This is a genomic window from Silvania hatchlandensis, assembly GCF_025564065.1.
GTDB lineage: Bacteria > Pseudomonadota > Gammaproteobacteria > Enterobacterales > Enterobacteriaceae > Enterobacter > Enterobacter hatchlandensis.
On record NZ_JAMGZK010000035.1, the window covers coordinates 97,856 to 110,484 of the forward strand.

A 12,629-nucleotide genomic window follows, 5' to 3' on the forward strand; every position below is an offset into this window, starting at 1 on the left:
ATCAGGCCGTCGGGTACGTTATGTTTCCGGCTCGAAGTTGTTTTCAGCCCACTGGATAAAAGCCTCTTTCGGCAGGGCCTTACTGTACAGCCAACCCTGTCCGTACTGCACTCCGTGGCGGCGCAACCACGCCAGCTGGCCTGTAGTTTCCACGCCTTCTGCCACCATCGCCAGATTCAATGATTTGGCCATCTCAATAATATGTGGGGTGACGTTTTTATATTCCACGGCGTCAACAAATGACTTATCGATCTTCAGGGTATCCACATCCAGATCCTGCAAATAGCTGAGGCTGGAGTATCCGGTTCCGAAATCATCAATATAGACAGAATGGCCCGCACGCCGGAAACCGGCAATTACCGGGGCGCTTACGGCAGGATCGGCAAAACCGCGCTCGGTAAGTTCCAGCGCAATCTGTGAAGGCGACAGCTGCCAGTGATTGAGCAGACGGCTTAACTGCGGGGGCACGGCGCCAGAGAGTAAATCCGCCGGGGCAAGGTTAATCGAAATATGCTGGTCGGGATGCTGGCGCAGCCACGCCCCCATATCTTCAAACACCTTTTCAATGATAAGCGCCGTCAGTTGAGGCGTCAGGCCCGTTTGCTCAGCAAGTGTGATGAAAACATCCGGGGACAGGTAACTGCCGTCTGGCTGTCGCCAGCGGGCCAGCGCCTCGGCCCCCACCATTCTGCCGCTGCTTAAGGCGACAATGGGCTGGAAATAGACCTGCAGCTCGCGGGCATTGATGGCATCCAGCAACAGGTGCCGTGGCGATTGTAGCCGCCGCAGAATACGCAGGACGAACCAGGCCGACACCAGGCTGAGTAATATCCCGATGGGTAGCCAGAAGAAAAGCTGGTGGTGCCAGTTCTCTTTTAACGGCGTCATGGAGGCCCATGCCACAATGGAAAACCCCAATTCGGGCACGTTGCGGATGCTATACATCATGCCGTTATGCTGAAGATGACTGTTGCCTTCCTGCTGCAGTTGATGAAAAACCTGCATATCCAGATTGCCGCTGCTGGCGAAAATAATGTTATGAAGGGTACCGACCAGCGCAGTGTGAATCGGCCAGGCACCAAAGGGAATCACGTCTATCATCGAGGCCGGATCGATCATCACGAGGTACTGCTGGGTGCCAATCGCCGCCATATAGCGATCGAGGCCCAAATCGTTTTGCGCGGTCACCCATGCCCGGTAGCCGTCGGGTGTGACGCGGATTGGCGCAGGTAACGAGGCGGCGTGACTCACTTGTTCCAGCGAGGAACAGAGCGGTTTCAGATCGTCGATAAAAATCACTTCCTGGACGTAGCGCCATGAAATCGCGGTGCGGCGCATGGTCATGGTGTGTTCCCGACTGCAGGGGATACCTTTGAACGTTTCCATCTGCGCCAGGGCAGACTTCGCCTGCTCAAACACTCTGTCGGTACGTATCTGTACGCGCGACGAGTAACTCTCCAGATCGGAAAAAAACGTCTCCTCCGCATTACGGTGCGCCAGCCACACGCTCAGGCAAACAGGAATGAGTACTGACGCGATCAGTACGCAGGTCACCAGGCCCACCAGTTGTCGGGTTGTCATGCTCCTGTTTCCTTTTTAAAACGCCGGGAAAGGGCGGCGCGGAAGCTAATGACCATTAAGTGAAAAAGCCTGTTAAGCATAGCGGTATAGGATAGCGCTTACCTTGATTGTATTCACAGGGAAACATCCTGCACGCCTTCAGCAGGGTTGTTTTTCACACGACGCTCGGATATGCTAATTGTTATGTTATAACAAAACACTCAACGCACGGTATTCGACACGAGGTGAGATATGCAGGTTCTTAATTCTTTGCGCAGCGCCAAACAGCGTCACCCTGATTGCCAGATAGTAAAACGTAAGGGACGGCTGTATGTAATATGTAAATCCAATCCGCGCTTTAAGGCCGTACAGGGAAGAAAGAAGAGACGTTAATCGGGTGGGGGAGAGGGATCGCGCTTGCTGCTGGCAGTGACTCTGCTGGCAGCAAGCCGGTAACGCGGCTTAGCTTGCCGTGCGGGACAGGGTGAAAACGTCGTAAAATGAGAGTTCGCCTTTGGTGGCGACCATCTTCTGTAATTTTTCTTTTTCCTGCGCGTTCACTGCCGGGGAATGCAAAATGCTGTCGATCAGCTGACCCGGGACAAAACGGGTGTTGTACCATTCGCCGTTGTAGCAGACGCGAAAATCGAGCACATCAATATCTTCGTAGCGATAACGTGGATTAACGTCGAAAAAGAAGAAGGCATTAAACACCACAAACAGTACAACCAGCAGCCAGACGGAATCGATCAGGGTTTCTGATAGCAGCATCACCGCCAGCGTGGCCAGCAAGGCAGCGTACATGGCCAAAAACAGACCGGGATGTTTGCGAATAAAACTGATGCTAAAGCGTGGCTTGTTGTCGCGCTTTTCGCGAACGTTAAGGTCATTGATGGTTTCGGTAAGCAGGCGTTGTATCTCGGTCATCTTCTGCCTTTCAGGATAGTAACGAATAAACACGGGGATCCGTGCATTTTAAGTGACCAGTTTGTTTGAAAAAAGTAACAGTTGCGCTAAGAAAAATCATAACAGTTGCCGGTATCAGGCAAGAAATCTGAGGTGGGCTGGTTTGGCGAACTGACGCCCTGGGGCGATAACCTTCGCCCACCCGGGTAAGAACCTGCTAACCACTCATCGTGTGTCGCAGTTAAAAGCATGAGAATAAAACCGGAAAAGTTAGCCTGGCTGTTGCGGATGTCTGACCAGCAGGATCAACGTATAAATTTCCACACTGCCGTCGGGATTTTATCGTACAGCTTATTCATTGTAAGTTCGGCCAGACGATGATCCGCTGCTGAATAAAAGACCGCAAGCTCATTATCAGAAAGCTCATATTTATTTTTTTCAATGACACGTTCCAGGGTATCAATTGACTGACAACGTCGCAAACGCATCAAATAATCGATTTTTGTTAAGGGTTTATCGGACATAAATTCACCTAATTGTTTGTAATAGTTTTAGCTGTAGAAGCGAGTGGGTTAGCTCTGCTTGCAGTGACAAAACAACGAAAAAGCCGATTACCCGATTTACGCCATTTTTGCAAATCCTGCGCGTTAATGCCGTAGCTACTGAATAACATAAAAGTGTCATCCAGGTATTCGTCAATTTGCTCAATCATCTTATTATCTTCGTTATACTTAATTTTATAATTAAGCGCGAAGGTCGCTATATGCTCAATCAACTCGTTTAACTGCAAATTAATGGCAGAGGTTGGATCGTTTACCCAGCCATGGTTGCTTTCATCGAGGTTGGAAAGGCAGTCATGGTACAAGGATTCACAAAGGAATTTCAACTGTGCAATATCTTGCCTTTTGGGCGAGTATTCGTCCATAGCGCATCCCCTTCTGAGTGATTTTTTACTCACCGAACCGCGTTGTCGGGATGGGTACAACTGACTTACGTCAATGACGACTGCGATTTGTGTTTACGCTGTTGTCTTTAACTATAATCTACTCTGAAACGGATTTCACCGCGCTATTACGAAAAATTACAATTACGCAGCACATTACGCATTTTTCAGACTGAGCGGCTTTATTTTAACTTCTCGCCGGCACCCAAAAAACACCAGGAATTGTCTTAATAACTCAGATGCTACGCAACAATTTGAGAATTTCTGTAAGCGTATTCACTTAATTATGAGAAGCGGTATAACAGTGGCATAAAATATATAAGTCGCCAATAAGCTTATTTTATGATTTTCAATTGCGAAAAAAAAGGCCGCAAACGCGGCCTTTTTAACAGTTAAAGCAAAACCAATCACATTACACCGGGTGATTGTGCTCGATATCGTCGTTCTTACGGCTGAAGCGGCGACGAACCACCACAAAGAACACCGGAACGAAGAAGATAGCCAGCACGGTCGCGGTAACCATCCCGCCCATTACGCCCGTACCTACGGCGTTCTGCGCACCGGAGCCGGCACCGGAGCTGATAACCAGCGGCATAACCCCGAGGATAAACGCCAGTGAAGTCATCAGAATCGGACGCAGACGCATACGGACAGCATCCAGCGTCGCTTCAATCAGACCTTTGCCCTCTTTATCCATCAGATCTTTGGCGAATTCGACGATTAAAATCGCGTTCTTCGCCGACAACCCAATGGTTGTGAGCAGGCCCACCTGGAAGTAAACGTCATTCGTCAGGCTGCGGAATGTGGCCGCCAGCAGGGCACCGATGACCCCCAGTGGCACAACCAGCATAACGGAGAACGGAATCGACCAGCTCTCATACAGCGCTGCCAGACACAGGAACACAACAATCAGCGAAATGGCGTACAGGGCAGGGGCCTGGTTGCCGGACAGACGTTCCTGATAGGACATCCCCGTCCAGTCATAACCGATACCGGCCGGAAGTTTACGCGCCAGTTCTTCCATCATATTCATGGCTTCACCGGTACTTCTTCCTGGCGCTGCCTGACCCAGAATCTCCATTGATGGCAGACCATTGTAACGTTCCAGACGCGGTGAACCGTATTCCCAGTGTGAGGTTGAGAACGCGGAGAATGGCACCATCTGCCCGTTACTGCCGCGAACATACCAGTTGTTGATATCGTTCGGCAGCATACGATACTGCGCTTCGGACATGACGTACACTTTCTTCACACGACCGCGGTCGATGAAGTCGTTGACGTAGCTACCGCCCCAGGCTGCGCCCAGAGTGGTATTGATGTCGCTGATCGATACGCCCAGCGCCTGGGCTTTTTCCTGATCGATATCGACTTTGTACTGCGGCGTATCTTCCAGGCCGTTCGGACGTACACCCACCAGCAGATCCGGATGTTTGGCCACTTCACCAAACAGCTGGTTACGCGCCTGAGTCAGTTTTTCATGGCCCAGACCACCCTGGTCGATCAGCTGGAAGTCAAAGCCGGTTGCCGTACCCAGTTCAACAATCGCTGGCAGGTTAAAGGCGAACACCATCGCATCTTTAATCTGCGAGAAGGTGCCCATCGCGCGGCCAGTAATGGCTTCAACTTTGTTCTCTTCGCCAGGGCGTTCACTCCAGTCTTTCAGAGAGACGAAGGCGATACCGGTGTTCTGACCACGACCCGCAAAGCCGAAGCCGTTAACCGCAAACACCGATTCAACGTTGGCTTTCTCTTTGGTGAGGTAGTAATCCGTCACTTCATCCAGCACCTTCTGGGTACGCTCTTGCGATGCACCCGCTGGCAACTGCGCCATCGTCAGGAAGACGCCCTGATCTTCGTCCGGCAGGAACGAGCTTGGTAGACGCACGAACAGATACGCCATGCCGACCACGATGATGATGTAGAGCAGCAGGTAACGGCCGGTGCTGCGCAGGATGTTACCCACGCTGTCGGTGTAGTGATGCGTACTCTTATCGAACATGCGGTTAAACCAGCCGAAGAAACCGGTGGTAGCACCGTGGCTGCCTTTCGATACCGGTTTAAGCATGGTGGCGCACAGTGCCGGGGTCAGGATCAGTGCGACCAGCACCGACAGGGCCATCGCCGATACGATAGTGATGGAGAACTGGCGGTAAATCGCACCGGTGGAGCCCCCGAAGAAGGCCATCGGGATAAATACCGCTGACAGCACCATCGCGATACCGACCAGCGCACCCTGGATTTGCCCCATCGATTTACGGGTCGCTTCCTTCGGCGGCAGCCCCTCTTCGGACATCACACGCTCGACGTTTTCTACCACCACAATGGCGTCATCTACGAGCAGGCCTATCGCCAGCACCATGCCGAACATCGTCAGGGTGTTTATTGAGAAGCCGAAGGCCGACAGGATAGCAAAGGTCCCTAACAGAACGACCGGAACGGCGATGGTTGGAATCAGCGTCGCACGGAAGTTTTGCAGGAACAGATACATCACCAGGAAGACCAGGATGATCGCTTCGACCAGCGTTTTGATTACTTCGTGAATGGAGATTTTCACGAACGGCGTGGTGTCATACGGGTAAACGATTTTCAGGCCTGATGGGAAGAACGGTTTCATCTTCTCCAGTTCAGCACGGATCGCCGTCGCCGTATCCAGGGCATTAGCGCCCGTTGCCAGTTTAATCCCCAGACCGGAAGCCGGCTGGCCGTTAAACTTGGCGACTACGTCGTAGTTTTCCCCACCCAGCTCAACCTTCGCAACATCGCGCAGGCGAACCTGTGAACCGTCCGGGTTCACTTTCAGCATAATTTTACTGAACTCATCTGCCGAGGTCAGACGGGTCTGGGCAATGATCGAGGCGTTCAGCTGCTGGCCTTTCACCGGCGGCGTGCCGCCTAACTGACCGGCTGCAACCTGGGCGTTCTGCGCTTTAATGGCGTTGATCACATCAACCGGGGTCAGCTGGAAGTTGTTCAGTTTGTTCGGGTCCATCCAGATACGCATTGCGTACTGAGAACCGAACAGCTGCACGTCACCCACACCAGAAGTACGGCTGATCGCATCCTTCATGTTGGCGCCCACGTAGTCGGAAATATCCTCCTGCGTCATGGTGCCGTTGGTGTTGATAACGCCAACAACCATCAGGAAGCTACTGGAGGATTTCTCCACGCTTACGCCCTGCTGTTGTACTTCCTGCGGCAGTAACGGCATCGCCAGCTGCAGTTTGTTCTGCACCTGAACCTGCGCGATGTCCGCATCCGTACCGGACTGGAAGGTCAGCGTAATCTGTACTGTACCGGTGGAGTCACTGTTGGAGGACATGTACATCAGGTTATCGATACCGTTCATGTTCTGTTCGATAACCTGAGTGACGGTGTCCTGCACCGTTTTTGCATCAGCCCCAGGGTAGGTTGCGGCGATTGAAATAGCTGGCGGCGCAATCGTTGGATATTGCGCAACTGGCAGCTTCAGGATCGCAAGTCCCCCGGCTAGCATGATAATGATGGCGATCACCCACGCAAAAATGGGGCGATCGATAAAGAAATTAGGCATGTCTTAACGGCTCCTGTTTAAGTTAAGACTTAGGTTGTTCTGACTGACCGTTCGCTGAAGCTTGCTGCTGGTTGTCAGAGGTAACCTCTTGCGCTTTGACCTGGGCGCCCGGGCGAACTTTTTGTAATCCGGTAATGATGACGCGATCGCCATCTTTCAGACCATCGGTCACTAACCATTTATCGCCAATCGCCTGGGTTGCCGTGATCTGGCGAACTTCGACTTTATCTTCAGCGCCGATCACCATGGCGCTGGCTTCGCCACGCGGTGTACGGGTGACACCCTGCTGAGGAACCAGCAGGGCGGTTGGGTTCGTCCCTTCTTCGAGGCTGGCACGAACAAACATACCTGGCAGCAGCGTATGATCCGGATTCGGGAAGATCGCGCGTAAGGTAATGGAGCCGGTCGTCTGATCGACGGTAACGTCGGAGAACTCAAGGCTGCCCGCTTGTGGGAACTTGATGCCATCGCTGGTGACCAGTTCCACTTTCGCTTTACCGTTCTCCTGCTTCAGCTTACCGCTCTCCAGCTCCTGCTTCAGACGCAGGAAATCGTTGCTGGACTGGGTCACGTCAACGTAAATCGGGTCCAGCTGCTGCACGGTTGCCAGCGCGTTGGTCTGGCCGTTTTGCACCAGCGCACCCTCGGTAACGGACGATTTACCAATGCGGCCACTAATTGGCGAGGTCACTTTGGTGTAGGCCAGGTTAATACGTGCGGTTTCAACTGCGGCTTTCGCTGCGGTAACGGCAGCGTTAGCCTGCTGTGCATCTGCCTGAGCACTATCGTATTCCTGTTGGCTGATGTATTGCGTACCCAACAGTTTTTGATAGCGGTTAACCGTCAACTGCGCAATCTTTGCCGCCGCCTGGGCTTTAGCCAGATCGCCTTTCGCACTTTCATACGAGGCTTGATAGGTTGCTGGATCAATCTGATACAGGGAGTCGCCCGCTTTAACATCGCCACCTTCGGTGAAGTTACGTTTCAGGATGATGCCACTCACCTGAGGACGCACTTCCGCGATGCGGTAAGCGCTGGTACGGCCGGGTAATTCTGTCGTTATCTGGAGAGGTTCGGTTTTGAGCGTTACAACGCCAACTTCTGGCACCTGCTGCGCTCCTTGTTGAGCCTGTTTCTCGTCACATCCTGTAAGCGCTAAGCTGCCTGAGAGCATCAGAACGATCGCCAGAGGCGTTAACCCTCTGTTTTTGTTCATATGTAAACCTCGAGTTTCCGATTTCAAATTGATCAATGGATCAAAAGTCCACAAACCCATTGCTGCGTTTAAATTATGGTCGTGCTATGGTACATACATTCATAAATGTATGTAAATCTGACTCCCGTAAATTCACCCACGTATGGCACGAAAAACCAAACAACAAGCACTTGAGACACGCCAGCACATTCTTGATGTTGCTATGCGCTTGTTTTCGCAACAGGGTGTCTCTTCGACCTCACTGGCGCAGATTGCTCAGGCTGCTGGCGTAACCCGCGGTGCGATTTATTGGCATTTCAAAAATAAGTCTGATTTATTTAGTGAAATTTGGGAGCTGTCAGAATCCAGTCTTGGGGATCTCGAGACTGAGTATCGGGCAAAATTCCCTGACGATCCACTCTCAGTTTTGAGAGAAATTCTGGTCTATATCCTTGAGGCGACTGTTATTGAAGAGCGCCGCCGTCTGATGATGGAGATTATTTTCCACAAATGCGAGTTTGTCGGAGAGATGGCGATCGTGCAACAGGCGCAGCGCAGTTTATGTCTGGAAAGTTACGATCGTATTGAACAAACGTTGATGCACTGTATAAAAGCCAGGATGCTGCCGGCCAATTTGCTCACCCGCCGCGCGGCGATCCTGATGCGCAGCTATATCTCCGGCATTATGGAAAACTGGCTGTTTGCCCCGCAGTCGTTCGATCTGCACCGCGAAGCCCGCGACTACGTGGCTATCCTGCTTGAAATGTATCAGCTTTGCCCAACCCTGCGCGCCCCGTCCGATTCGCCCTCTGCCTGATCGCCCAGGAATTGTCCTGGACCCAACAGTTGATGCTATTTTGCACCTGGCCGCCGTGATATTCTTCACGCCGGTCTCTTTGGTCATTCATCACACAAATTACTTATAACTATGTCGCACTACACACACAGACAGCATCCTATATTTATTCTTATTTTTCTCTTTTTTCTCAGTTTTATGGCGGCGCCTGCCGCGTTTGCCCGTGCTGATAATGCCAATGACACGCCAACGCGTGCAGACGTGCAAACCCAGCTCGATGCGCTGAGCAAACAAAAAGAGCTTAATCCCCAGGATAAGCTGATTCAGCAGGATCTTACTGAGACCCTGGAAACGCTCGATAAGCTTGAGCGCATCAAAGCCGAAACCACCCAGCTGCGCCAGAAAGTGGCGCAGGCACCCGAAGCCATGCGTAAGGCAACTGATAGCCTGAACGCCCTGGGTGATGTGGATAACGACGATGAAACGCGCAAAACGCTGGCAACACTGTCGCTACGCCAGCTCGAATCGCGGGTGACGCAGGTGCTGGATGATCTGCAAAACGCACAAAGCGATCTTGCGACCTACAACAGCCAACTGGTCTCTCTGCAAACGCAGCCCGAGCGCGTGCAGAATGCGATGTACACCGCGTCTCAACAGCTGCAGCAGATCCGTAACCGCCTGAATGGCACCTCTGCGGGAGAAGCCGCCCTGCGCCCGACCCAGCAAACGCTCCTGCTCACTCAGCAACTGCTGCTTAACGCGCAAATTGACCAGCAGCGTAAGAGCCTGGAAGGCAATACCGTGCTGCAGGATACCCTGCAAAAACAGCGCGATTATGTCACCGCCAATATCAACCGCCTTGAGCACCAACTGCAGCTGCTGCAGGAAGCGGTCAACAGCAAGCGGCTTACCCTGACGGAGAAAACCGCGCAGGAGGCCGTTAACCCGGACGAAACCGCGCGTATTCAGCAAAATCCACTGGTGAAGCAAGAGCTGGACGTTAACCATCAGCTTAGCCAACGTTTGATTACGGCGACAGAAAACGGCAACACCCTGGTTCAGCAGAACATTAAGGTCAAAAACTGGCTGGATCGTGCTCTGCAGTCTGAACGCAATATTAAAGAGCAGATCGCGGTGCTGAAAGGCAGCCTGCTGCTGTCGCGTATCCTGTATCAACAGCAGCAGATATTACCTTCTGCCGATGAGCTGGAGGATATGACCAACCGCATCGCGGACTTGCGTCTTGAACAGTTTGAGGTCAACCAGCAGCGCGACGAGATGTTCCAGAGCGATGCCTTTGTCGCCAAAGTAGAAGAAGGGCACGCCAGCGATGTGAATGATGAAGTCCACGATGCGCTGTTGCAGGTGGTGGATATGCGTCGTGAGCTGCTGGATCAGCTGAACAAACAGCTCGGCAACCAGCTGATGATGGCCATCAACCTGCAGATCAACCAGCAGCAACTGGTGAGCGTTTCCAAAAGCCTGCAGGAGATCCTGACCCAGCAAATCTTCTGGGTTAACAGCAACAAACCGATGGACTGGGACTGGATTAAATCCTTCCCGGGTATGCTGAAAGACCAGATTAAAGCGATGAAAATCACCGTTAACTGGGAAAAAGCAGGCCCTGCGGTGGCAATTGCGTTCCTGGCCGGTTTGCCGCTGCTGCTGATTGCTGGCCTGATCCGCTGGCGTCTCGGCTGGTTGCGAAAGTACCAGGCGAAGCTGGCAAACGAAGTGGGGCAGTTGCGTAACGACAGTCAGCTTCATACCCCGAAAGCCATCCTTATCGATCTGATCCGCGCCATGCCGGTGTGCCTGCTGATACTGGCGGCGGGGCTGATCCTGCTGACCATGCAGCTCAACATCAGCGATCTGCTGTGGGCCTTCAGCAAGAAGCTGGCGCTGTTCTGGCTGGTCTTCGGCCTGTGCTGGAAAGTGCTGGAAAAAGACGGCGTGGCGGTAAGCCACTTCAATATGCCTGCCCAACTGACCAGCCACTGGCGGCGCCAGATTGTGCGCGTCAGCCTGGCGCTATTGCCGCTTCACTTCTGGTCGGTAGTGTCGGAACTTTCTCCGCTGCATCTGATGGACGACGTTCTGGGGCAGTTTGTCATCCTGCTGAACCTGCTGCTGATTAGCGTCCTGATGTGGCCGATGTGCCGCGACAGCTGGCGTGATAAAGAGTCCCATACCATCCGCCTGGCGACGGTGACTATCCTGTCAATCATTCCGCTGGCGCTGATGATCCTGACGGCAACGGGCTATTTCTATACCACGTTACGCCTGTCGGGCCGCTGGATTGAAACCGTCTACCTGGTGATCATCTGGAACCTGCTGTACCAGACCGTACTGCGCGGCCTGAGCGTGGCGGCCCGTCGTATTGCCTACCGCCGTGCGCTCGCGCGTCGGCAGAATATGGTGAAAGAGGGGGCAGAAGGCGCAGAGCCGCAGGAAGAGCCAACCATCGCCCTGGAGCAGGTTAACCAGCAGACGCTGCGTATTACCATGCTGGTAATGGTGGCGTTATTTGGCGTGCTGTTCTGGGCTATCTGGTCTGATTTAATCACCGTTTTTGCCTATCTCGACAGTATTACCCTGTGGCACTACAACGGCACCGAAGCGGGCGCCGCGGTGGTGAAAAACGTCACTATGGGCAGCCTGCTGTTCGCGCTGGTCTCGTCGATGGTCGCCTGGGCGTTGATCCGCAACTTACCGGGCCTGCTGGAAGTGCTGGTGCTTTCACGCCTGAACATGCGTCAGGGGGCATCCTACGCCATTACCACCATCCTCAACTATGTGATTCTGGTGACGGGCGCGATGACCGTTTTCGGCTCACTCGGGGTCTCCTGGGATAAACTGCAGTGGCTGGCCGCGGCGCTGTCGGTCGGCCTTGGTTTTGGCTTGCAGGAGATCTTCGGTAACTTCGTCTCCGGTCTGATTATCCTGTTCGAGCGTCCGGTGCGAATCGGCGATACGGTGACCATCGGAACCTTCTCCGGGACCGTCAGCAAGATCCGCATCCGTGCGACCACCATCACTGACTTCGATCGTAAAGAGGTGATCATCCCGAACAAAGCATTCGTGACCGAGCGCCTGATCAACTGGTCGCTCTCCGATACCATCACCCGCGTGGTGATCCGTCTCGGCGTGGCCTACGGTTCCGATCTGGATAAAGTGAAAAAAATCCTGCTGCAGGCGGCAAGTGAGCATCCAAAGGTGATGCACGATCCGGAACCGGCGGTGTTCTTCACCACCTTCGGGCCGAGCACCTTAGATCATGAGCTGCGCCTGTACGTGCGTGAACTGCGCGATCGCAGCTACACGGTGGACGAGCTGAACCGCACCATCGAGCGTCTGTGCCGTGAAAACGACATTAACATCGCCTTTAACCAGCTTGAAGTTCACCTGCGCAATGAAAAGGGTGACGAGCATACGGAAGTGAAGCGCGAGGTTAAGAGCGATGACCCTAACCCTCTCCCTTAAAGGGAGAGGGAACCGTCTGGAGCAGGCTGAAAGATTATCACCGGTCTGCTTTTCTCCCTCTCCCTTTTAGGGTGTACAGTCCGGGGACATAGTGAACACTTGTTCGGGGACATGGTAGACACTTACAACTAAGGCATAAGAACCCGTTTATGGAGCCACTTATGCCCTGGGATGCGAGAGATACCATGTCATTACG

General features: G+C 53.1%; 9 protein-coding genes. 3 read left to right on the forward strand and 6 right to left on the reverse strand.

Annotation, left to right across the window (positions count from 1 at the left end):
* Positions 1-18: 18 nt before the first annotated feature.
* Positions 19-1,581, reverse strand: a complete 1,563-nt coding sequence (locus M8014_RS02310; protein ID WP_271280946.1) for an EAL domain-containing protein — start codon at positions 1,579-1,581, stop codon at positions 19-21.
* 231 nt (positions 1,582-1,812) lie between these two features.
* Here M8014_RS02310 and ykgO point away from each other — a divergent pair, with 231 nt between their 5' ends.
* Positions 1,813-1,953, forward strand: a complete 141-nt coding sequence (gene ykgO / locus M8014_RS02315; RefSeq protein ID WP_003859006.1) for a type B 50S ribosomal protein L36 — start codon at positions 1,813-1,815, stop codon at positions 1,951-1,953.
* A gap of 69 nt (positions 1,954-2,022) precedes the next feature.
* Here ykgO and M8014_RS02320 read toward each other — a convergent pair whose 3' ends face one another.
* The 5 genes from M8014_RS02320 to acrA all read right to left on the reverse strand — a co-directional run bounded on the left by M8014_RS02320 (position 2,023) and on the right by acrA (position 8,175).
* On the reverse strand, positions 2,023-2,487 hold the full coding sequence (locus tag M8014_RS02320) for a YlaC family protein (protein ID WP_271280947.1): 465 nt from the start codon (positions 2,485-2,487) through the stop codon (positions 2,023-2,025).
* Positions 2,488-2,771: 284 nt separating this feature from the next.
* Positions 2,772-2,990, reverse strand: a complete 219-nt coding sequence (locus tag M8014_RS02325; RefSeq protein WP_271267755.1) for an HHA domain-containing protein — start codon at positions 2,988-2,990, stop codon at positions 2,772-2,774.
* Between the two features lie 8 nt (positions 2,991-2,998).
* Positions 2,999-3,391 carry an Hha toxicity modulator TomB gene (gene tomB / locus M8014_RS02330; protein ID WP_271280948.1) on the reverse strand — a complete coding sequence of 131 codons (393 nt, stop codon included), beginning with the start codon at positions 3,389-3,391 and terminating at the stop codon, positions 2,999-3,001.
* A 430-nt stretch (positions 3,392-3,821) separates the two neighbouring features.
* Positions 3,822-6,959 carry a multidrug efflux RND transporter permease subunit AcrB gene (gene acrB, locus M8014_RS02335; RefSeq protein WP_271280949.1) on the reverse strand — a complete coding sequence of 1,046 codons (3,138 nt, stop codon included), beginning with the start codon at positions 6,957-6,959 and terminating at the stop codon, positions 3,822-3,824.
* A 22-nt stretch (positions 6,960-6,981) separates the two neighbouring features.
* On the reverse strand, positions 6,982-8,175 hold the full coding sequence (gene acrA, locus M8014_RS02340) for a multidrug efflux RND transporter periplasmic adaptor subunit AcrA (protein WP_271280950.1): 1,194 nt from the start codon (positions 8,173-8,175) through the stop codon (positions 6,982-6,984).
* Between the two features lie 142 nt (positions 8,176-8,317).
* Here acrA and acrR point away from each other — a divergent pair, with 142 nt between their 5' ends.
* A complete protein-coding gene (gene acrR, locus M8014_RS02345; protein ID WP_271280951.1) occupies positions 8,318-8,971 on the forward strand; it encodes a multidrug efflux transporter transcriptional repressor AcrR in 654 nt (217 codons plus the stop codon).
* A gap of 111 nt (positions 8,972-9,082) precedes the next feature.
* On the forward strand, positions 9,083-12,433 hold the full coding sequence (gene mscK, locus M8014_RS02350) for a mechanosensitive channel MscK (RefSeq protein ID WP_271280952.1): 3,351 nt from the start codon (positions 9,083-9,085) through the stop codon (positions 12,431-12,433).
* Positions 12,434-12,629: the final 196 nt, after the last annotated feature.